The organism is Pseudoclavibacter sp. AY1H1 (assembly GCF_002931055.1).
Taxonomy (GTDB): Bacteria; Actinomycetota; Actinomycetes; order Actinomycetales; family Microbacteriaceae; genus Pseudoclavibacter.
Window position 1 is genome coordinate 165,586 of sequence record NZ_PSXX01000006.1, and the last position, 21,203, is coordinate 186,788.

The following is a 21,203-nucleotide window of genomic DNA, read 5'->3' on the forward strand; positions in this document are numbered from 1 at the left end:
GCTCAGCTCTCGGTCGCCGGGCTCAGCCTGCGGCGAGCTCGACCGCCTTGCGCACGCTTCCCTCGGCCTCGGTGAGCAGGGCGGCGGCCCGCTGCGCGTCGCAGTCGGCGAGCAGCATGACCACGGCGGTCTTCGCATGATCGCTCGCCGATGCGAGTGCGGCGTCGGAGTCGGCGCGTGACGCCCCCGTCGCCTCGGCGACGATGCGCTGAGCCCGGTCGACCAGCTTGGCGTTGGATGGGCGGACGTCGACCATGAGGTTGCCGTAGGCCTTGCCACCGTGGACCATGCTGGCCGTCGAGAGCATGTTGCACACGAGCTTCTGAGCGGTGCCGGCCTTGAGCCTGGTCGACCCCGTGAGGACCTCCGGCCCGGTCACGACCTCGATCGCGATATCGGCTTCCGCGCTGATGGGCGCGCCCGCGTTGCAGGCGATGGAGATGGTCGCGGCGCCGCGGCGCCTGGCGGCCTTGAGTCCGCCGATGACGTACGGCGTGCGTCCGCTCGCCGCGAGTCCCACGACGACATCCTCTGCCCGCAGGGCGACCGCGTCCAGTTCCCGCTCAGCCAGTTCGGGGTCGTCCTCGGCGCCCTCGACGGCGCGCACGAACGCTTGCGACCCACCGGCCATGACGCCGAGGACATCCTCGGGGGAGGTGCCGAAGGTCGGAGGGCACTCGACCGCGTCGAGGAGGCCGATGCGGCCGCTGGTGCCAGCGCCGAGGTAGATGAGTCGCCCGCCGGCACGCCGCGCCTCCGCGATGCGATCGGCGGCTCGCGCGATGACGGGGAGCGCGGCGCGGACGGCGCCGGCGACGGTCGCATCCTCGTCGTTCATGAGGCGCAGGATCTGCTCGGTTTCGAGTGTGTCGAGCTCCATGCTGCGCGGATTGCGCCCCTCGGTCGAGAGCGCCGCGAGTGTCGAGATCTCTGTGTCTGGCATGCTCGTCTCCGATCCTCGGCTCGCCACCGTGCGATCCTGAGTTATGAAAGTACACGAGATGCGTTGGGTAAGTAAATAAACTTCCGCGGCGCGGCGTGGTGCTGCCTCGCTACGCTGTCCTCGGAAAGCAGGTGGATCGTGAGCACTCAAGGCACTGAGTCGAACTCTCGCACTGTACTGGTCGAGCTTCGGGCGCTGCTGCCCTCGCTTCGGCCGTCGGAGCGTCGCATCGCCGAGGCGCTCCTCGCCGACCCCGAGGGTTTCGCGTCGAAGTCGATGGCGGAGATCGCGGAGCTCGCCGACACCTCGACGACCACGGTCGTGCGGTTCACGCGACGTGCCGGATACGCGCGCTTCCGCGATCTGCGTCACGACCTCACCGAGCAGAACCTGCGAGAGCGCCTCGCCTCGAGCGGAGGGGTCGCACCGGCGGCAGACATCTCACCGAGCGATTCGCTCGCCGACGTCGTCGCCAAGATCGCGATGAACGAGACGCTCTCGATCGCGGACACCGCCGAGGTCCTCGATATCGACTCCCTGGCGGCTGCCGTCGCGGCCATCGCGGGCGCCGCCCGTGTCGACATCCACGGGATCGGGGCGAGTTCCGTGGTCGGTGTCGACCTGCAGCGCAAGCTCTCTCGAATCGGGCGAATCGCCCTCGAGTGGCCGGAGGCCCATGCGGCATGGACGGCCGCGGCTGTGCTCGACGATCGGTCTGTCGCGATCGCCATCTCGCATTCCGGCGAGACCGCTGGGGTGGTCGAGTTCCTCCGCATCGCGAAGTCAGCGGGAGCGACGACGATCGCGATCACGAACCATGAGCGGTCATCGCTTGCCGGTCTCGCCGACATCGTCCTGCGCACCGCTGCCCGGGAGACCCCGTTGCGTTCCGCGGCGCTCGGCAGTCGTATCGCGCAGCTCATGGTCGTCGACTGCGTCTTCACCGGGGTCGCGCAGGTCGACTACGAGGGTTCTGTCGCGGCCATCGAGAAGACGCATCGGGCGGTCCCGCGGGGCTGAGGTCCTGCGACGAGCGGCCTCGGTGCCGTGCGGTGCCCAGCCGAGCCGGTGGGTCCCTCGGCTCGCGCTGGTAGGGAACTTTTTTACCTTTTCTTCGTTCATCCTGGTACTGTTCTTCAAAATTCGAGCAACGTCGCGAGAAGAGGATGCCCATGAGCGCAAACGACGATCTCGCCAGCGAGCTGCTGAAGCTGCTCGGTGGCCCAGGCAACATCGCCGGCGTCGAGAACTGCATGACGCGGATGCGGGTCTCCCTCGTCGACCGCGACCTGGTCGACGACGGCGCGATCACATCGCTTTCCGGCGTGCTGGGCGTTGTCGATGACGACACCTACCAGGTTGTGCTCGGACCAGGCAAGGTCACCAAGGTGACCGACGGGTTCCGTCGAGCGCTCGGTGCCTCGGGCGCTGACGCCGAGGCCCTCGCCGCGCGTGGCGCGGCCATCAAGGCTGGTCAGAAGCAACGCAACAACACCCCGTTCAAGAACTTCATCCGCAAGATCGCCAATATCTTCGTGCCGCTCATCCCGGCGCTCATCGGAGCCGGCATCGTGGCCGCCGTGCGCGGGCTCCTCGTCAACTGGGTCACGGTCGGGACGGCTCCTGAGTTCGTCGAGGCGGTGGTTCCGGCTCTCACCGTCATCGGCTCGGCGTTCTTCGCGTTCCTGCCGATCTTCGCCGGCATCAACGCCGCCAAGGAGTTCGGCGGCACACCCGCGCTCGGTGGCGCCGTCGCGGCGATCATCGTCTTCGCAGGCATCAGCGACGTGCAGTACAGCCTCCCCGTCCTCGGCGAAATCGTGCTCGCACCCGGGCAGGGCGGCGTCATCGGGGCTATCTTCGCCGCCGGGCTCTGCGCCTGGATCGAGCGCAGTCTGCGCGGGAAGATCCCGGATGCCATCGACATCCTCGTCACGCCGACGCTGGCTCTCCTCATCTCCGGACTCGCCACGATCTTCGTGTTCATGTTCGTCGCGGGCAACATTGCGAGTGCCATCGGCACGGGCGCGATCTGGCTGCTCGACAACTCCGGTCTCCTTGCCGGGTTCGTGCTCGGCGGGCTCTTCCTGCCGCTCGTGATGCTCGGCCTCCACCAGGCGCTCATCCCCATCCACGCGACGCTCATCGAGCAGGTGGGCTTCACGCCGCTCCTCACGATCCTCGCGATGGCGGGAGCGGGACAGGTCGGCGCCGCGCTCGCGATCTTCTTCAGGCTGAACCGGAACAGGTCCCTGCGGACGACGATCAAGGGTGCCCTCCCGGTCGGCATCCTGGGCGTCGGGGAGCCGCTGATCTACGCGGTCACGCTGCCGCTGGGGCGCCCCTTCCTCACCGCCTGCCTCGGCGGTGCCGTCGGCGGTGCAGTCGCTGGGGCCTTCAACCAGTTCGCGGGTGCCTTCGGCGCGACGGCGATCGGCCCCTCTGGGTGGGCGCTGCTGCCGTTGCTGCAGAGCGACAACGGGCAGGGATACGCGATCCTCGCGTATGTCGTCGGGCTCCTCGCCGGGTACATCTCCGGTTTCCTGATCACCTACTTCTGGGGCTTCACGCCGGCGCTCCTCGCCGAGCACAACGCGAATCAGGGCGACGAGAAGAACAAGCTGCTCGGCGACGAGGCCGCGCTGGAGGGCGCTGCGGCCACGGCCGGCGTGACCGGCGGGGCTGCTGGCATTGCAGGCGTTGCGGGCCAGCGCATCGATGTCCTCGCCCCGGTCGAAGGAACGGTGATCCGCCTCTCCGACGTCGAGGACGAGGCGTTCTCCGCGGGCACGATGGGTGACGGCTTCGCGGTCGAGCCGACGTCCGGCGACTTCCGCAGTCCCGTATCCGGAACCATCACGGCGTTGTTCCCGACCGGCCACGCGTTCGGCGTCACGACCCCCGAAGGGCTCGAGGTCCTCGTGCACATCGGCCTCGGCACCGTCGACCTGCACGGCGAGGGGTTCGACCTCAAGCGAGCGGAGGGTGACGTCGTCGAGGCCGGTGACGTGATCGTCAAGGTGGATCTCGATGCCGTGCGTGCCCGGGTCCGCTCGCTCGCCACCCCCGTGGTGGTGCTGAACGGCGCAGCATTCCCGATCGTGGAGCGCCGATCCCAGGGCGGCCCGCCGCTCACCGTCGAAGCGGTTGCCGCCGCCACGTCAGCCCGAAGCTGAAGCGTGAGGTGGCCGGTGCTCAGTGCTGGCCACCCACCTCGACGAGCAGCACGCCGGCGCCGATGAGGGCGATGCCGGCCGCCATCATCCACGTGAACGGCTCCTTGAAGATGAAGTGGCTGAGCACGGCGGTGAGTGCGACGCCGACGGCCGCCCAGATGCCGTAGGCGACGCCGAGCGGTACCCCTTGCGCCAAGGTCAGCGACAGCAGTGTGAAGGCGGTCACGTAGCCGACGGCGACGGGCAGGTACCAGAGGCGGCTGCCGTCGACGGTCTTCCGCAGGGAGAGCGTGCCGCCGACCTCGGTGAGGATCGCGCCGGCGAGGAAGAGCCAGCCGAGCGTCACGCGGACACCCCGTCGGCCCTCTGCGTCTGATCCTTCAGTCGTTCGGCGCGGTCGTGCGCGCGCTGCGATCCCAGCTCGACGAGCAGCACGCCGCCGATGATGAGCACGATGCCGAGGCCCATGAGTGCGGTGAGCGGTTCTGCGAAGAGCAGCGCCGACAGCAGGGCGGTCAGGGCGACCCCCAGGGCACCCCAGATGCCGTAGGCGACGCCGAGGGGCAAGCCGGCGCGCAGCACAAGTGCAAGGAACGCGAACGAAGCCAGGTACCCGGTGACGACGACCGCGTACAGAGCGGGGGCATCCAGTGCCCCCTTGAGGGAGAGGGATGCGGTGACCTCGCACGAGATCGCCGCGGCCAGGAGCAGCCATTTGCGCATGCGCGGATTCTCGCAGGTTCGGATGACGGACAGAAGCGGCAGCTCCCGGGGCTCTCGGACCCGGGCTCGATAGCGTTGGGTGAGGGCGGCAAGTGGTGCGGGCGACGATGGAGCGGAGGAGCGACATGGGTACTGCAGCGAACGGCAGGTTCGAGCGTCTGCCGGAGCGGGTCGACCCGAGTGACTACTCGATCGACGTTCCTGCGTCCGACCCGGCGAGTGTGACGGAGCAGCTCCCACCGGCCGGGTCACCGGAGCTGATAGCCGCGACGCAGCTCGCGCAGACATCGAGCAGCATCGGCTCGCGGCGACGTCCGCAGATGCGCATCGGTGTCGCCGTGCTCGCGGCTGTCCTGGGCGGAGTCGCGCTGCTCGCCGTCGTCCAGATCCTCTTCTAGCCCCCTGCCCCTTCTCTCCCTCATCTTCTAGCCCCTCTTTCTTTCTATCCCGCTCCTCTCTTGGCCCCTCCGTGTTCGACGCGCTGGCGTTGGTGCGGTGACGTCGGCGCGACAACATCCACCCGGTGATGTCTGCTCGGTGAGGTTGACCCGCCGGTGCTCGGGATACGGCGTCTTGTCGTTCTCAGTCCGTCACGGCGTCGACGACGGCAGCGGCGAGTTCTGCGGGCTTCGTGAGCTGCGGCCAGTGGCCCGTCGGGAGTTCGACGATGCGAACTGAGCGTGCGCGAGCGAGTTCTGCGACGTAGGGGTGGCCGCCCTCCATGAACTGCCGGAGCAGTGGTTCCGGCATGGTGCTGGTGATGACGACAGCTGGCACGTCGTAGCGGCGTTCGTCGCTCAGCTGCTGCTTCTCGGTCGCGACGCCGGCGGGTTCGGGCACGGCGATTGCCTCGAGCCGTTTCCAGACCTCCTCGCTCATGTCGACCAGCTCGGGCTCTCCGAAGGCGCTGCGGTCGGGCAGCGGGAGGGTGGCGCCGGACGCTTCCAGTTCGTCGTTGATGACGCCGCCGTCTGCGAGCGGGCCGGAGTCGACGTACACGACCTTCGCGACGCGCTCGGGTCGCGCATCCACGACGCCGTAGGCCACGGCTCCGCCGCCGCTGTGCCCGACGACCGCGACGTCGCCGTCGAGCGAGTCGACGAGCGCGATGACGGCCTCGATGTGGGTGCGAAGGCCGACGCCGGCTTGGTCCTCACCGGGGCCCTTGCCAGGCAGGGTCAGCGGATGCACGGTGTGGCCAGCCGCTTCGAGCGCCTGTGTGACGGGGGCCCAGGAATCGCCCGTGAGCCAGAAGCCGGGAATGAGGATGATGTTCATGGTGCGACGCTAACGGCGACCACCGACAAAGTCGGGTGAGAGTGGATGACGTCAGTCGAGAACCCGGGAGTCAGCTTCCTCGTGCTCGCCGATCCAACCGACGCAGTCGTTCGTTCAGGACTGTGAGCGGGCCGGCTTCCGAAGCGCGACGAAGCTCGCGATCGGCCCGATCGCCAGCACAACAAACGCGTACTGCCAGCCGACGACGCTGGCCAGAGCTGCGACGAGGGCGATCGCACCGATGCTGAGGAAATACCCCAGACCCATTTGCGTGGCGATGGCGCTGCCGACCTGCTGCGGGGGAGCGGCGTCCCCGACCATGGCGGAGTAGAGGGGGGAATCGGCGATCGCGGATGCACTCCAGACGGCGAGGATGACGAGTGCGAATGCGACCGGGAGTGCGACCAGAGCCGGCGTCGCGAGGGCGCAAGTGGCCGAGATCCCAACTGACCAGCGCGCCGTGACTCGCTTGCCGTAGCGGCTCGCGACCACCCCGCCGATGACGCAGCCGACAGCGCCAGCCAGCCCGACGATGCTGAACGCCCAGAGGCCTATCTGCTGTCCGATCCACCCGGGAAGGGTGAGAAGCAGCGCCGGAAGCCAGACCCAGAGTCCGTAGACCTCCCACATGTGGCCGATGTAGGCCAAGGTGATGCGTTGCTGCTGTCGCGAACCGAGCGGCGAGGTTGTGAGGGCGCTCGCTCGCTCGGACCTCTCCGTTGGCACGTCGCCAGCGGATGAGCGCCGAGCTGCGTGGCTTCCCGTCCGCAGGGTGAGGCCGAGGAGCGCTGCAACGGTGGCTGAGGCGCTGCAGGCGACGAGCACACCTCGCCAATCCTCAACCGGCGTTGCCTCAAGCAGATGCGGCGCTGCAGTCCCCAGCGTGAGTGCGGCGACGACACCTGCGACCGCCAGGCCCCGCCAGCGCGGTGTCGACCAGGACACGGTTGCACGCATCCCTGCGGGGTAGACGCAGGCGAGTGTGACGCCGACAAGCACTCGAGAAGCCACAAGCAGCGCGAGGCTCTCGGAAGCGAGCAACGGCAAGAGCGTGACAAGCGCGGTAGCGAGCGAGCCGACAGGGATCAGGAGCTGGGGGTCGAGACGATCGGTGATGCGAGAAAGCCCTACGGCAACCGCGCCCAGCGCGAACCCCGCCTGCACCGCGGCGACCAGCAGCGTCCGCCCCGTCGCATCAAGATCGAACTCGAGGGTGAGCGACGGGACGGCGGCGGCTGTAGCGAACCAGCACGAGATCGCCAGGATCTGGACGACGATACCGACCGAGATCTGCCAGAGCGCGATGATCAGTCGAGGCTGGTCCACACCGTCTTCGTTTCGAGGTAGGACTCGAGGTTCGCGTGCCCCATGTCGCGGCCGTAGCCGGACATCTTGTACCCGCCGAAAGGGGCGGCCGCGTCGGTGGCGCCGTACATGTTGATGTACACGGTTCCTGCTTGAAGGCGCCGAGCGAGGCGATTCGCTCGGCCGATGTCGCGTGTCCAGATTCCAGCCGCCAATCCATAGGGGGAGTCGTTGGCGCGCCTGGCGATCTCGTCGACGTCGTCGAACGGCTGCGCGACGACGACGGGACCGAAGATCTCTTCCCGAACTGCCGTGAAGGTGTCGTCGACATCCGTCAGGATGGTCGGCCGCACGTAGTAGCCCGCCGAGTCGACGCCGTCGGGAAGCTGCGATCCGCCCGCGGCGGCTGTGGCGCCCTGCTGCAGGGCGCCGTCGATGAATCCGCGGACGCGCTCGTGTTGCGTGCGACTGATCAGCGGACCGAGTTGCGACTGCTCTGCAAGACCGTGACCGACACGCAGCGACTCGGCGATCGTTGCGAGCTCGCCGACGACCTCCTCGAAGATGCCGCGCTGGATGTACAGGCGTGAGCCTGCTGAGCAGGATTGTCCAGCGTTCGAGAAGATCGCCGATGCGGCGCCTCGCGCGGCCTCCGGTACCGGGCTGTCGTCGAAGACGATGTTCGGGCTCTTACCGCCGAGCTCGAGTGTGACGCGTTTGACCATGGGGGCCGCCCGCTGTGCGATCCGAGTTCCGACTGCCGTTGAGCCGGTGAAAGCGACCTTGTCGACGCCGGGATGATCGACGAGGGCTTCCCCGGCTTCAGCCCCATATCCCGTCAGGATGTTGAGGACGCCCGGCGGAATGCCCGCTTCGAGCGCCAGTTGACCGAAGCGCAGGGCGCTCAGCGGAGTGTTCTCGGCTGGCTTGAGGATGATGGTGCACCCGGCGGCCAATGCGGGGGCGATCTTCCACATGGCCATGAGAAGTGGGTAGTTCCACGGCACGATCTGCGCGACGACTCCGACGGGTTCTCGCTCCGTCCTCACCATCGCGTCTGGGATCGATACGGGGATCGTGTTCCCCTCGATCTTGGAGGTCCAGCCTGCGAAGTAGTCGAGATGACGGATGGCGAGCGGGAAGTCGCCGGCTTCCACGTCACGGCGAAGCTTGCCTCCGTCGATGACCTCGAGGTCGATGATCTCTTCGCGGTGTTCCTCGAGAATGCGTGCGAAGCGAGTGATCGCGAGGCCTCGATCCAGCGCGCTCATTCGGCGCCACGGTGAGGTGTCGGCAAAAGCCCGGCGAGCCGCGCGGACTGCGCGATCCGCATCCACTGCATCCGCGGCAGCGGCTCGAGCGATCACGCGCCCGGTGCCCGGGTCGACGACGTCCGTCGTGCGAGCAGAGTGCGCTTCCACCATCTCGCCGTCGATCAGCAGGCGAGGGGGTGCAGCGAGGAAGACACGCGTGGCACTGCTCAGGTCGGGGCCAAGCGCGGTTTCGAGGTTCGGGGCCTGCTGGTTGAGGTGCGTCATGGAGTCCTCCAGTTGTCTTGTCCGGTCACGCGTGGTGCAATGCGGCGAATGCGTCGGCCGGCATCGTGGTTGTCGTATCTCCAAGGAGAAGCGCCCTGTACGTCGCGGTCGCTGCCTCCTCGAGGTTCAGCGCACGGCGGTAGGCCATGGAGATGGTCTCCCCGAGCGCAGAGCAGCCGTGGTTGCCCATGACGATGCAGTTGTGGGATTTTGCCTGCTCAGCAGCGGAATCGGCCAGTTCGTCGGAGCCGTTCGGGTAGTACGGCGTGGTGCCGATCGAGCGGACGTAGTACGCGTGGTCGAGTGTGATGAGCCGAATCTCGTGGCCCAGCGCGTCGAGGAGAACAGCGTGCTGGGGGTGAACGTGCACGACGGAGTTGATGTCCTGGCGCTCCTCGTACGTCCGCTGGTGCAACTTCCATTCGCTGGACGGAGAAGGGTTGCCGGCTACGACTTCTCCGGCGAGGTTCATCACAGTGAAGTCGTCGGGGGTGAGCCGGTCGAGCCAGGTGCCTGACGCGGTGACGACGAAGGTGGTGTCGTCGACGCGTGCCGAGAGGTTGCCTCCGGAAGCGAGGGCCAGGCCCCGCTCGACGACGCCGAGTCCCGTTTCGCTGAGTTCTGCAGTGAGCGCTTCGACGCGCTGTTGTGTGGTCATGTGTCACTCCGAGTTTTGGCGAGATGTGGATGGATCAGGTGGCGATGGGGGCAGGTGTCGATGAGGCGGACGACATCTGGTCCGCCGTGACGCCTGGCTTCGAGGGCTTGAGCATGAACGTCAGGACGAACCCGACGAGGTACAGGCTGGCGATGACCCAGATCGTTCCCTGGATCCCGATCGGGGTCACCAGTCCGGCGATCACTGGGCCGATGAACTGGCTGAGTCCAGCGCCGAGGTTGAGGATGGCGACGGCGGCTGCCTTGTGCATGGGGGCGAGGAGGGGAACGATTGCCGAAAGTGGCACGAACATGCCGAGCGCGAGTCCGTAGGCGATCGCGATGGCGATGGTGACTGCGAAGTTCGGGCCGATGGCGGTCGGCACGTAGTACAGGGCGAGGATCGTCACGAAGCAGCCGATGCCGCCGGCCCAGGCGACGACGTTGACGCGCCCGATCCAGTCAGACAGGTAGCCGGAGATGAGGTTGGCGGCGACGTTGGCGGCGAGCATCGTGCCCCAGATGACCTGCCACTCGGCGACTGCGAACCCGACGTCTCGAACCATGTACGTCGTCAAGAAGACCACGAACGCGTAGAACGAGAGGGTATTGATGAGGCGCACGATGCCGCCGATGCCGATCTTGGGGTTCGTGCCGACGATCGTGATGCTGCTCACCACACCCCGAACGCTGTTCGCGACCGTGACCTTCTTGCTGACTGGATTGCGGAGGAGGAGAGCGACCATGAGGCCGCCGACCGTGACGAATGCAAGCGAGAGCCAGAGCGTCGCCAGCTCTCCGATGACCGGGATGATCGCCCCGGCGAAGTAGGAGCTGAGGACGCCGAGGCCGAGGGTGGAGAAGAACCAATACCAGCCGACCGCCTTGCCCATCACGTTCTCCGGCGTTCCCATCGTGACCCACACGAGGAATCCGTACGCGAACATCGGGTAGCCAAGGCCCCTGATGCCGAAGGCCAGCAACATGATGCTGAAGTTCTCGGCCATTACTCCGAAGACGAGGAAGAGCACCTGGAAGACGACCCAGATACCGAAGCCGAGCATCATGACTCGCTTCGGACCCCAGGCTTCAGCCAGCGCACCGCTGAGCCAGGCGGCTGCGGCGACGACGATGCCGTACGTCGCCCAGAGTGCGGTGATCTGTCCGGCGTCGAAGCCCTGCTGATCAAGGTACGGCGAGAGGAAGCCCGCCTCGATGCCGTCGCCGATCATGAAGATCGTCAGCGCGACGAATCCCCACGCGATGGGGCGAGCGATGCCCTGCGTGCGCAGGAGCCGCGCGAACCGACTCTCGGTACTGGAGGGAGAACTGATTGCCATAGGGAGACTCCTCATTGAGTACGTACTGGCTAGTGGTGTACATTTGTTCACAACAGTGAACTTATGCTCCACACATAGTGGGCGTCGAATCCGGCCGTGTCAAGTACTCGATCGAGAACGAGATCGGCGACCGTGGCGGAGCTCCATGGGAGGATTGCGGCATGCTGCTGGGACGCGTTGCACGGATGTACTACGAACACGGCCTCACTCACCAGGAGATCGCGAACGCGCTCGGCCTGTCTCGAATTCGCGTCACCAGGTTGCTCGCAGAGGCGCGCGAAACCGGCCTCGTCGAGATCGTCGTGCACGTTCAGGACTCCCTCTTCGCTGACGAAGAGCGTGACCTGGCGGCACGCTACGACCTTCGCCAGGCGTGGGTCGCACCGAGTGTGGCCGATACCGCGAAAGCCGACCGGGCCTTCGCGGCCGTCGGCGCCGAAGCGCTCGTCAGCGTCATCGAGAAGGATGCGGTCGTCGCGCTCGGGATCTCGACCGCTGTGGCGCTCGTCGCCGCCCAGGTGCCGGAGCAGGCGCTCGGTGCCAAGTTCGTGCCGATCGCCGGAAGTGGCGGCGGTCTCGTCAATGGCGCGAACCCGCATGAGCTCGCATCGACGCTCGGTCGACGAACCAGTGGACAGGCATTCCACTTGCCCGCCCCGCTCCTTGCGGCGTCAGCTGACGCGGCGAAGAGTGCGTACGCCGACCCCGGCGTGCAAGAGGTGCTGCGTCTTGCGTGCGGGGCGGGTGTGCTGGTCGCGGGTCTCGGTGGAACCGACGCGAACCAGGGGCTCCTGCTCAAGTCGCTGGATGCTGATGCGAGGGCCGCGCTCACGGCGCAGGGTGCTGTCGGAGACTTGGCTGGTCGATTCTTCGATGCGCAGGGTGAGGCCGTCCTCGGCGCTCTCGATGAGCGCATCGTCGGGCTGACGCTCGAGCAGATGCGCACGATCCCGCGGAGGCTCGTCATGGCGCATGGCGTGACGAAGCTGCCTGCGCTCCGTGCTGCGCTCGGCAGTGGCCTGATCAACATGCTCGTGACCGACTCGGAGACTGCCGCGGCGCTTCTCCGCTGAGTCGGCGAGAAGCGCCCTCCGTTCAGCGTGCGAACGGAGGGCGCACGAGGGCGTCAGGATGCGGTTGCCGTCGTGAGAGCCTTGGCGTTCGCGACGCCGGGGAGCGGCTCTCCGGCGAGCCAGAGCTGCAGAGCGTGGGCCGCGATGCGCGAGTGCTCGGCGATGACATCGTCGGAGGCGCCGGCAATATGAGGTGTCATCGTGACGTTGTCGAGCGCGAAGAGCTCGGAGTCGTAGGGGAGTGGCTCTTGATAGAAGACATCGAAGCCTGCGCCCGCGATGCGGTGCTCGCGGAGGACCGCCATCAGCGCCTGTTCGTCGATGATCGCCGCACGACCCGCGTTGATGAGGAACGCATCGCTCTTCATCAGCGCAAGCTCCCGCGCGCCGATGAGTCCTTCCGTCTCTGCCATGAGGGGCACGTGGACCGTCACGATGTCCGAGGTCGACATCACCTCGTCGAGGGTGGCGACTACCGCGTCTGATCCGAAGGCGTCAGCTGGGAGGAACGGATCGTAGACCTTGACCTTCATCCCGAACCCGAGTGCACGTCGGAGCATTCTGCGGCCGACTGCTCCGCCGCCGAGAATTCCGAGCGTTCGCCCGCCCAGGCCGATGCTCCTGAAGCGTTCGTAGGGTTCGAAGACATCGCTCTCTGTCCAATTCTTGGCGCGTAGCCAGCGCTCAGACGCTGACACGTGGCGCACAGTCGCCATGAGGAGGGCGAAGCTGAGGTCGGCGGTCACCTCTGCATTGCGGCCGGGTGTGGTGATCACGGGGATTCCCCGGGAAGAGCACGCGTCAAGGTCGACGTTGACGGGTTTTGCCCTGCAGGAGACCACGGCCGCGAGGTTCGGTGCAAGGGCCAGTGTCGCCTCGTCGATGAGGTCGAGCTCTGCGACGATCACCTCCGCGGCCGCGAGCTGCTCGTCGATGCCTCGATGGGCCAGAGAGGTGCCATCCATCGAAGGGGCGATGCTGGTGACCTCGAAGCTGGTCCGCAGCAGCGCCAGCTGGTGCGCGTCAAACGGTGCGGTGATCAAGACGGATGGGCGGGAGTCGGTCACAGGGATCCTCCTTGGTGGACGTGCGTGCTTCTGGTTGGGTGGCTGGGCGCGGGTCGTGGTGGCTCGGATTTCGGATACTCGGTGGACACGGCGAGAGCCGTTGATCGCTCGCGCAACGCGCGCAGCTGGGGCCAGACCGGCCTCAGCGCATCGCGCGTCTCGATGAAGGTCGTGTAGGCGTCTCGGTAGATCTCGGCTCGCTCACGGGAAGGGGTGAAGGTGCTCGAGGCGGGTGCCAACATGTGGACGGCGTCTTCCAGGCTCGATGCGTGTTCCCCCGCGAGAAGCGCCAGGGTGGCGGCGCCCCGGGCTCCGACCTCTGGGGCCTGCTGTCGGATGATGCTGCGACCGCTGACATCGGCCAGGACCGAGCAGAGCAGGTTCGATTCCGACCCACCACCGCAGACGAGAAGATCACCGTCGAGGCCGAGCATGTCGAGACACTCCGTCAGTGCATACGCCAGGCCCTCGTAGACGCTTCGGAGGAGTTGCGCGGGAGTTGTGGTGATGCTCATCCCGAGCCAGCCGGCCGAAGCCGCCGGGTCGAAGAAGGGTGCGCGTTCGCCGCTCGGGGCCCCGTATGGAAGGTAGATGACACCGCCGCTGCCCGGAGGGACGACGTCGGCCTGCAACTCCACGGCCGCCCAGTGCTCGTGGGTGAGTCCCAGCGTGTCTCTGACCCAGTCGAGGTTCGGTGTCCCGGTCATTGGGGCCATCGATTCCAGCACTTGGCTGCCGCGTCCGGTGAAGAGCACGATGCTCTCGCGGGTCCTCACTTCGGTGCGGGACGGGTGGTTCACGCCTATGAACCCGGTTGTTCCCAGGATCGCGTAGCCCTGGCCGTCGCCGATCGCACCGAGTCCGACCCCTGCGGCGGCCGTGTCGACAAGGCCTATGGCGACGGGAATTCCGGCGGGAAGGCCGAGCTGTTCCGCGACCTGGGGGAGGAGCGTCCCACCGACTGATTCTGGCGGTTGCACCGGAGGTAGGGCGTTCCGGAGCCGCTCGTGGCTCAGGGCTCTCAGGAGTTCATCCGAGTAGGCGCCAACGGCTGTGTCGAGGTAGGTGCGGGAAGCTTCGCTGGGGTCGGTGGCGACGATGCCAGTCAGGTTCCAGCGCAGCCAGTCCTTGCAGTTCAGGTGGTACCCGAGGCGGTCGTTGTCGAGTGCACCGGTTTCCTGGAGCTCGTCGACGAGGAGGGGGAGTGCACCGGCGAAGAGGGGGGAGCCGGTGATGTCGTTGACGGTCGCTGCCCGACCGTCCTCGAGCCAGTCGGCGAGGCGTGCGTTCGCCCGTCCATCGAGCCAGAGTGCTGCGGGTCGCATCGGATGGAGGTCGCTGTCTACCAGCCAAGCGCCATCGCCTTGGCCGGTGACGCCGATCGCGATGACGTCGGTGTCTCCGAGCTCGTGGACGACTTCGGTGATGGTCGCAGCCGCGGCCTGCCAGACGAGGGTCATATCGACCTCGGCGCGGCCGTCGTCGTCTCTGTGGATGCGAACACTGGATTTCGCATCGGCAAGGATCGTGCCGTCGAGGGCGAAGGCGACGGTCTTCACTGAGGTGGTTCCCGCGTCGATTCCGAGGATGGCTTGGATGCGTCCTTGCATTCGTAGCTCCGAACATTAGTGCGTCATTGCGATCAGATGTTCAGTATGGACGAAGTCGACATGTCCCGCAACCGCTGTGGCCTCCGGATAGCTCTCGGCGCCCCCCGGTTCAGAGCGCGCGGTTCGCAGCCTCCGCGCTCGCGGGATCCGGATGCGTCGACGCCCAGTTCGACAGCAACTGCAGGCGCTCGTGGGATGCGCTCCCCGGCTCTGCGGAGAACACGAGCATGAGCAGTCCGCGGTCAGAGGCGAGATCCATGCTCTGGTAGGTGAGGTCGAGGTCGCCTACGACGGGGTGGTGCACGCGCTTCAGCCCGTCGCGGTGCTCGCGCACGTCGTGAGCTCCCCAGAGCCTGCGGAAGAGCTCGCTGCGAGTGGAGAGCTCGCCAACGAGGTCGCTGAGGTTGCGGTCGTGCGGGGAGCGGCCAGCCTCGGATCGGAGGAGTGCCACGATCTGACGCGTGTTGCCCTCCCAGTCGCGGTAGAAGTCATGCGAGCGCTCGTCGAGAAAGAGGAACCGGGCCGCGTTGACAGGCGAGCGGGCATCCTCGAACATCGGGGCGAACAGCGCACGACCGAGCGTGTTGGTCGCGATCGCGTCGAGTCTGCCGTTCTGGATGAACACGGGCACCGTCGACATGGCGTCGATGGTCTGCCGCATGGCTGCGCTGAGCTGCTGCTTCTTGGTGCGGCGCTGTCGCTGCGGGCGCGTGCCCTCATTGGCCGCCCTCACCAGTTCGTGCAGGTGCGCATGCTCGGCCTCGTCGAGGTGCAGGGCACGGCTCACGCCGTCGAGCACGGCCTCGGAGACACCGCCGGCGTTGCCTCGCTCGAGTCGCTTGTAGTACTCGGCGCTCATCCCCGCGAGCAGTGCGACCTCCTCGCGGCGAAGCCCAGGAACGCGGCGTCGACCACCGAAGTCGGGCAACCCCGCCTGCGACGGCGTGAGCTTCGCGCGTCGGGAGGTGAGGAACGCGCTCAGGTCGTCATGGGTGTCCATGCCAGCGACCATACGCCGCAGCTCGCTGCCCAGAGGGGCCCTGTCAGTGCACCTCACATCAGGGCCGCGCTGTCGTCGATGGATGCGGATTGACTGCTTTCCATGAAGCACATCACTCTCGGAGGCCTCGAGGTCTCCCGCATCGGACTCGGCGCCATGACCATGGCGGGTACCTACACAAGCGAGGGCGCGCTCGACCACTCCGAATCGATCGCGACCATCGACCGAGCGCTCGAACTCGGCGTGACCCACATCGACACGGCAGAGATCTACGGCCCCTTCCTCAGCGAGGAGATCGTCGGCGAGGCGATCAAGGGGCGCCGCGACGAGGTCAAGATCGCGACGAAGTTCGGTCTCTACTCCCACGCCGAGCGGCGGCCGGGTGTCGATAGCAGCCCAGAGAACATCCGTGCCGCCGTCGAAGGCTCGTTGCGCCGACTCGGCACCGACCACATCGACCTCTACTACCAGCACCGCGTCGACCGGAACACTCCCATCGAGGACACGGCGGGTGCCGTCTCCGAGCTGGTCGCCGAGGGCAAGGTCCTGCATTTCGGGCTATCGGAGGCATCCCCCGAGACGATCCGGCGGGCGCACGCCGTGCATCCCGTCACCGCGCTGCAGACCGATTACTCGCTGTGGACGCGTGACGTGGAGGCTGAGATCCTCCCGCTGCTTCGAGAACTCGGCATCGGATTCGTGCCGTATTCCCCGCTGGGCCACGGGCTCCTCACCGGTCAGATCCGTTCGGTCGCCGATTTCGCGGACGACGACTGGCGCAAGTCGAACCCGCGATTCACGGGCGAGAACTTCGAGCGCAACCTGCGCATCGTCGACGAGGTCCGTGCGATCGGGGAGGAGATCGGCGCGACGCCAGCCCAGACGGCGCTGGCCTGGATCCTCACGCGCGGCGACGACATCGCCCCCATCCCGGGTACACGCCGCGTGAGCCGCGTCGAGGAGAACACCGCCGCCGACGCGATTGTGCTCACCGAGTCGCAGATCACTCGCCTCGACGCGCTCGAGCCGGCCGCGGGTGCCAGGCACGACGCCGCGAACATGGCGTCCATCGACCAGTGAGTCGTACGCGGTGAGGAGCGGGGTCGTGAGAAGCCGGGCATACGTGGCTCGCCGCGGCCCCGCTGACGCGAATCGACGAGATCGTAGGGTGGAAACATGAGCAGCGTCGCCCGCGGAGGTCAAGGCACGCGAAGTCTGCGCGCCAGCGTCTCGCTTGCCGTGGTTGCCGCACTCGCGGTGGGGCTCTCCGGGTGCTCCGCAGCTCCGGAGCCGACGCCCAGTCTGCCCTCGCCAGTGAGCCCGGCCGCGCTCGTCGAAGAGGCCGCGCACATCCTGGAAGAGAACGGCCTCTTCTCGGGCGGAGATTGGTCGTTCGAACGGGATGCCCTCATCGCGGCGGGCGCGCAGGCGGAAGACCTCGAGGAGGCGTACGAACTCATCGCGGCAGCTGCCGGCGACGCCGGAGGAAGGCACGCGAGGTTCCTCCCCGCGGACGAGCGGGATGCTCTGTACGCGGAAGCACCGAGCGCCCCGCCGACGGTCAAGGCAACTGACGGACGCACCGTCACGATCACCGTGTCGGCGATCGGACATGAGGGTCAGCTCGCCGAGGAGTATGCGCGCGCCGGTGTCGATGGGCTGGCCGCGCTCGCGGACACGGAGACGTGCGGCTTCGTCGTGGACCTGCGCGGCAACTGGGGCGGCAGCGCATTCCCGATGCTCGGCGCGGTCTCGCCGCTCTTCGACACGAACGACGTCGCGGGATTCGTGGACCGCGACGGCACACACAGCGCGATCACCGTGACCACGGAGAGCGCGACGTCAGACGACGGTCACGAGCTGCGCTTCGATGCAGAAGTGGACATCGACACGAACGTCTTCGACGGCAAGCCGATCGCCGTCCTGCAGGATTTCTACACCGCGTCGGCCGCTGAGATGGTGCTGACCGCGTTCACCGGGCAGAGCAACGTGACGACCTTCGGGGAGAAGAGCAACGGCCTCGCGACCGGCGTCGACGGCTTCATGCTCGCCGACGGCTCCAAGATCCTCCTCACGACCTCCCGCTACACGGACCGAACCGGCGCGGTCATGCCAGAGCCCATCCAGCCGGACGTGTCCGCGCTCACGGGTGAGGCCCCGGCGCTGGCCCACGACTGGCTTGCGGGGCAGTGCGCGGCAGTCTGACTGTGTCTCGCTCGCGCCCGGCGACCAGCATCGCCACCAGCACGATCAGCATCAGGTGCACGACGGAGGCGGTGCCGCCTCTGGTCAGCCAGCCTTCGATCCACGGGGCCGGCCCGGTGTTGAGGTCCAGCACCTCGAAGCGCTGCGAGAGCACGACGAAAGTCGCACCGACCAGGACAGCCGTCGCTAGCGCGAAGCCGAGCCGCAGCGCGAAGCGGGCGGCAGGGTCCAGGTTGCGCACGGCTCGGGTGAGGACGAGGAGCGCGCCGCCGCCGACGTGATTGTGCTCACCGAGTCGCAGATCGCCCGTCGCGACGCGCTCCAGCTCACCGCGGGTACCAGGCGCGATGCCGCGAACATGGCCTCCATCGACGAGTGCGGCCTCCATCGACACTTGCCACGACGGCCCGTCCGTGCACTGCGCACGAGAGGTGCTGGGTCCGGTGCCATGAGCCGCTTTTCCAGGGCGGAAGCACCGGTTTGACGTTGCGGAGCCCGAGGGGGAACGAGCCGTGCTCCTGTCCCGTGACGACTGGGCTGCGTCCCAGTGGGAGGTTTCACCTCGTGCTGGGTGCTCGCAACGGTGATGGGTTCTGCGGATGCGCGTGCGGGGTTTCGGCAACCGGTGATGGGTAAAAACCCATCACCGTTGCGAAAAGTCCGCACGGCCGGGCAGACCAGGTGCGCGGCGTCTCGACGCCAGGTGCCGCTCCCGCATCGCGAGGAACAGCGGCAGGGCGAACGCGAACGCCACGCCGAAGCACAGGATGTATACCCACAGGCGCCGCATGCCCTGGCGGCGGCCCTCGACGATGATGAACACGACGCCAACCGTGGCGGCGACGAGCACGTCGATCACGATCGACGTGACGGCGGGACCGCTGCCGAAGTAGTCGCCGATGAAGGCGCTGCCCTCCATGCCGGCGATGACGTTGAAGGTCCACGTCACGGCACCGCCGACGATGGCGAGCAGGAGGTAGACGATCGCGAGGGGAGTCCAGGTGGATGCGCGCATGCGGCAAGAATCGCACGCCCGGCCCCGCGCATCCCGAACCTGTCCCGACCTCATCTCGGGCCTCGATGCGAGTCCCGCGGCCGAGGGCTGAGTTGTGGTCGTCAAGACTTGCTGGAAGCGACCCTAAGTCGGCTCTGGGCGGTGGGGGATGGCCCGGCCTCGCGCATCCCGAGTCCCGTCCCGGCCGCGTATCCCGAACGTGTCCCGAGGCCGCGCACCCCGAACCTGTCCCGACCTCATCCCGGGCCTCGATGCGAGCGCGGCGGCCGAGGGCTGAGTTGTGGTCGTCAAGAATCGCTGGAAGCGACCATAAGTCGGCTCTGGGCGGTGGGGGATGGCGCGGCCGCGCGCATCCCGGCCGCGCGCACCCCGAACGTGTCCCGACCTCATCCCGGCCCTCGATGCGAGCGCGGCGGCCGAGGGCTGAGTTGTGGTCGTCAAGACTCGCTGGAAACGACCACAAGTCAGCTCTCGGCGGTGCGGGATGGTGCGGGCAGGCGGCGCGGGAGGGCGCGGGCCGGCGGCGCGGCGCGGGCCGGCGTGGGGCGGGCGGCTTGTGCTGCGCGGGCTGGCGGCGCAGACGCAGAACGGGCGCCCGCTCCCGGATGCCCGCTGGGGGTTCCGAGGGCAAGCGCCCGTTGATCGTTGCGGCGCTGCTAGCTGCGGCGTTCCGCGTCCTGCAGCGTCGCGCCTTCGAACTCGTCCTGCTCGCGGTCCGAGGTCGAGGCGGTGGAGCGCTTGATGGTCTCCTCCACCTCCTCGTCGGTCTCGTCGGAGAAGGCGACGTCGCCGCGGGGCGCGTTGTAGAGCTTCTCGTTGAGGATGCCCTCGCGCTTCGCGACGATCATCGGCACGAGTGCCTGGCCGGCGACGTTGGTCGCGGTGCGGCCCATGTCGAGGATCGGGTCGATAGCGAGCAGCAGGCCGACGCCCTCGAGGGGCAGGCCGAGCGTCGACAGGGTGAGCGTGAGCATGACGGTCGCACCCGTCGTGCCGGCCGTCGCGGCCGAACCGACGACGGAGACGACCACGATGAGGATGTACTGCATGATCGACAGCTCGATGCCGAAGAACTGGGCGACGAAGATCGCGGCGATGGCCGGGTAGATCGCGGCGCATCCGTCCATCTTCGTGGTCGCGCCGAACGGCACGGCGAAGGATGCGTACTCGCGGGGCACGCCGAGGTTGCGCTCGGTGACGCGCTGCGTGAGGGGGAGCGTGCCGATGGACGAGCGGCTCACGAACGCGAGCTGCACGGCCGGCCACACGCCGGAGAAGAAGCGGCCGACCGAGAGGCCGTGCGCCTTCACGAGGATCGGGTACACGACGAACAGCACGAGGGCGAGGCCCACGTAGATGGCGATCGCGAACCAGGCGAGGCTCGTGAGCTTCTCCCAGCCGTAGTCGACGACGGCGCTCGCGATGAGCCCGAGCGTGCCGAGCGGGGCGATGCGGATGATCCACCACAGGACTTTCTGGATGACCGCGAGGGCAGAGGCCGTGAACTCGAGGAACGGCTCGGCGCGCTTGCCGAGGCGAAGGGCCGCGATGCCGATGACAACAGCGATGACGATGACCTGCAGCACGTTGAACGCGATCGTCGAGGTCACGTCGCCTGTCTCGGCGTCGACGCGCGAGCGCACGCCCATGCCGAGGAAGTTCTGCGGCACGAGGCCGGTGAGGAAGTTCCACCAGGTGCCGACGGAGGAGGGCTCGCCCGTCTCGAGCTGCGACTGGTCGACGCGGTTGCCCGGCTGGATGGTGACGCCGAGCGTGATGCCGATCGTCACGGCGATGAGTGCCGTGATGCCGAACCAGAGCAGCGTCTGGCCCGCGAGCCTCGCCGCGTTCGTCACGAGGCGCAGCTGCGCGATGCTCGAGATGACGGCGGTCAGGATGAGCGGGACCACGGCGGCCGTCAGGATCGTGACGTACGAGCTGCCGATGGTGTCGAGTGTCGCCGCGAGCCCGTTCGGGTTGCCTTCAGCGTCGTCGCCGAGGTTGCGGGCGACGAGTCCGAGGACAACACCCAGAACGAGGGCGGCGAGGATCTGGAATCCGAACGAGGTGAGGAGCTTGCGCGCGCGGCTCTTGGGGCGCGGCGTGTCCTCTGCTCCGGTGGCGTTGGATGCCACCTCGGAGGTGGGGGTGCCTGGGGTGTTGGCCGACATGGAAGATCTCCCGATGCGATTTCTCAGCTCGCGAGATTTCTCACGAACTGAGCGAGGCTACGCCTGGACCATCGGTCTGGCCAGGGTGTGACGCTTCGTGAC

The 21,203-nt window shown here is 67.4% G+C and carries 20 protein-coding genes; 6 read left to right on the forward strand and 14 right to left on the reverse strand.

Annotated features, from left to right (window positions below):
* Positions 1 to 22: 22 nt before the first annotated feature.
* Complete coding sequence (murQ, locus tag C5E05_RS11560; RefSeq protein WP_104342025.1) at positions 23 to 943, reverse strand: N-acetylmuramic acid 6-phosphate etherase; 921 nt, start codon at positions 941 to 943, stop codon at positions 23 to 25.
* Positions 944 to 1,081: 138 nt separating this feature from the next.
* Here murQ and C5E05_RS11565 point away from each other — a divergent pair, with 138 nt between their 5' ends.
* Together C5E05_RS11565 and C5E05_RS11570 are read left to right on the forward strand one after the other, a co-directional pair.
* Positions 1,082 to 1,963 carry a MurR/RpiR family transcriptional regulator gene (locus tag C5E05_RS11565; protein WP_104342001.1) on the forward strand — a complete coding sequence of 294 codons (882 nt, stop codon included), beginning with the start codon at positions 1,082 to 1,084 and terminating at the stop codon, positions 1,961 to 1,963.
* Between the two features lie 152 nt (positions 1,964 to 2,115).
* The gene (locus C5E05_RS11570; RefSeq protein WP_219819526.1) at positions 2,116 to 4,119 is read left to right on the forward strand and encodes a glucose PTS transporter subunit IIA; all 2,004 of its coding nucleotides are present in this window, start codon (positions 2,116 to 2,118) and stop codon (positions 4,117 to 4,119) included.
* Positions 4,120 to 4,138: 19 nt separating this feature from the next.
* Here the strand turns inward: C5E05_RS11570 and C5E05_RS11575 are convergent, their stop codons facing one another.
* Both C5E05_RS11575 and C5E05_RS11580 read right to left on the reverse strand, forming a co-directional pair.
* Positions 4,139 to 4,465 (reverse strand): multidrug efflux SMR transporter, encoded by a 327-nt coding sequence (locus tag C5E05_RS11575; RefSeq protein WP_104243859.1) that lies wholly within the window; start codon positions 4,463 to 4,465, stop codon positions 4,139 to 4,141.
* Positions 4,462 to 4,842, reverse strand: coding sequence for a multidrug efflux SMR transporter (locus C5E05_RS11580; protein WP_104342003.1), 381 nt, complete (start codon positions 4,840 to 4,842; stop codon positions 4,462 to 4,464). Before C5E05_RS11580 ends, C5E05_RS11575 begins: the two co-directional genes overlap by 4 nt.
* Positions 4,843 to 4,967: 125 nt before the next feature.
* Between C5E05_RS11580 and C5E05_RS11585 the strand changes: the two genes are divergently transcribed.
* On the forward strand, positions 4,968 to 5,240 hold the full coding sequence (locus C5E05_RS11585; RefSeq protein ID WP_104243854.1) for a hypothetical protein: 273 nt from the start codon (positions 4,968 to 4,970) through the stop codon (positions 5,238 to 5,240).
* A 184-nt stretch (positions 5,241 to 5,424) separates the two neighbouring features.
* On the opposite strand, the gene C5E05_RS11590 is transcribed toward C5E05_RS11585, so the two are convergent.
* From C5E05_RS11590 to C5E05_RS11610, 5 genes are all read right to left on the reverse strand, one after another.
* The gene (locus C5E05_RS11590; RefSeq protein WP_104342004.1) at positions 5,425 to 6,120 is read right to left on the reverse strand and encodes an alpha/beta fold hydrolase; all 696 of its coding nucleotides are present in this window, start codon (positions 6,118 to 6,120) and stop codon (positions 5,425 to 5,427) included.
* Between the two features lie 114 nt (positions 6,121 to 6,234).
* A complete protein-coding gene (locus tag C5E05_RS11595; protein ID WP_104342005.1) occupies positions 6,235 to 7,446 on the reverse strand; it encodes an MFS transporter in 1,212 nt (403 codons plus the stop codon).
* Positions 7,428 to 8,963, reverse strand: a complete 1,536-nt coding sequence (locus C5E05_RS11600) for an aldehyde dehydrogenase (protein WP_104342006.1) — start codon at positions 8,961 to 8,963, stop codon at positions 7,428 to 7,430. The genes C5E05_RS11595 and C5E05_RS11600 overlap by 19 nt, the downstream gene beginning before the upstream one ends.
* 25 nt (positions 8,964 to 8,988) lie before the next feature.
* The gene (locus C5E05_RS11605; RefSeq protein WP_104243846.1) at positions 8,989 to 9,621 is read right to left on the reverse strand and encodes a class II aldolase/adducin family protein; all 633 of its coding nucleotides are present in this window, start codon (positions 9,619 to 9,621) and stop codon (positions 8,989 to 8,991) included.
* Between the two features lie 34 nt (positions 9,622 to 9,655).
* Positions 9,656 to 10,960 carry an MFS transporter gene (locus C5E05_RS11610; RefSeq protein ID WP_104307517.1) on the reverse strand — a complete coding sequence of 435 codons (1,305 nt, stop codon included), beginning with the start codon at positions 10,958 to 10,960 and terminating at the stop codon, positions 9,656 to 9,658.
* A gap of 77 nt (positions 10,961 to 11,037) precedes the next feature.
* Between C5E05_RS11610 and C5E05_RS11615 the strand changes: the two genes are divergently transcribed.
* Entirely contained in the window at positions 11,038 to 12,033 is a 996-nt protein-coding gene (locus C5E05_RS11615) for a sugar-binding transcriptional regulator (RefSeq protein WP_104342007.1), read from the forward strand.
* Between the two features lie 53 nt (positions 12,034 to 12,086).
* On the opposite strand, the gene C5E05_RS11620 is transcribed toward C5E05_RS11615, so the two are convergent.
* The 3 genes from C5E05_RS11620 to C5E05_RS11630 form a co-directional block, all read right to left on the reverse strand.
* Complete coding sequence (locus tag C5E05_RS11620) at positions 12,087 to 13,100, reverse strand: NAD(P)-dependent oxidoreductase (RefSeq protein ID WP_181059545.1); 1,014 nt, start codon at positions 13,098 to 13,100, stop codon at positions 12,087 to 12,089.
* Complete coding sequence (locus C5E05_RS11625; protein ID WP_104342008.1) at positions 13,097 to 14,710, reverse strand: FGGY family carbohydrate kinase; 1,614 nt, start codon at positions 14,708 to 14,710, stop codon at positions 13,097 to 13,099. Before C5E05_RS11625 ends, C5E05_RS11620 begins: the two co-directional genes overlap by 4 nt.
* 109 nt (positions 14,711 to 14,819) lie before the next feature.
* Positions 14,820 to 15,710, reverse strand: coding sequence for a helix-turn-helix transcriptional regulator (locus C5E05_RS11630; RefSeq protein ID WP_104342026.1), 891 nt, complete (start codon positions 15,708 to 15,710; stop codon positions 14,820 to 14,822).
* Between the two features lie 102 nt (positions 15,711 to 15,812).
* Between C5E05_RS11630 and C5E05_RS11635 the strand changes: the two genes are divergently transcribed.
* A complete protein-coding gene (locus C5E05_RS11635) occupies positions 15,813 to 16,790 on the forward strand; it encodes an aldo/keto reductase (protein ID WP_104342009.1) in 978 nt (325 codons plus the stop codon).
* 96 nt (positions 16,791 to 16,886) lie between these two features.
* Positions 16,887 to 17,915 carry a S41 family peptidase gene (locus tag C5E05_RS11640; RefSeq protein ID WP_104342010.1) on the forward strand — a complete coding sequence of 343 codons (1,029 nt, stop codon included), beginning with the start codon at positions 16,887 to 16,889 and terminating at the stop codon, positions 17,913 to 17,915.
* Here the strand turns inward: C5E05_RS11640 and C5E05_RS11645 are convergent.
* From C5E05_RS11645 to C5E05_RS11655, 3 genes are all read right to left on the reverse strand, one after another.
* Complete coding sequence (locus C5E05_RS11645) at positions 17,854 to 18,303, reverse strand: hypothetical protein (protein ID WP_104342011.1); 450 nt, start codon at positions 18,301 to 18,303, stop codon at positions 17,854 to 17,856. The genes C5E05_RS11640 and C5E05_RS11645 overlap by 62 nt on opposite strands.
* A gap of 255 nt (positions 18,304 to 18,558) precedes the next feature.
* Positions 18,559 to 18,930: a DUF2834 domain-containing protein gene (locus C5E05_RS11650; protein WP_104243830.1), complete on the reverse strand. Its 372-nt coding sequence runs from the start codon at positions 18,928 to 18,930 to the stop codon at positions 18,559 to 18,561.
* Between the two features lie 656 nt (positions 18,931 to 19,586).
* The gene (locus C5E05_RS11655; RefSeq protein WP_104243828.1) at positions 19,587 to 21,101 is read right to left on the reverse strand and encodes a dicarboxylate/amino acid:cation symporter; all 1,515 of its coding nucleotides are present in this window, start codon (positions 21,099 to 21,101) and stop codon (positions 19,587 to 19,589) included.
* Between the last annotated feature and the right edge of the window lie 102 nt (positions 21,102 to 21,203).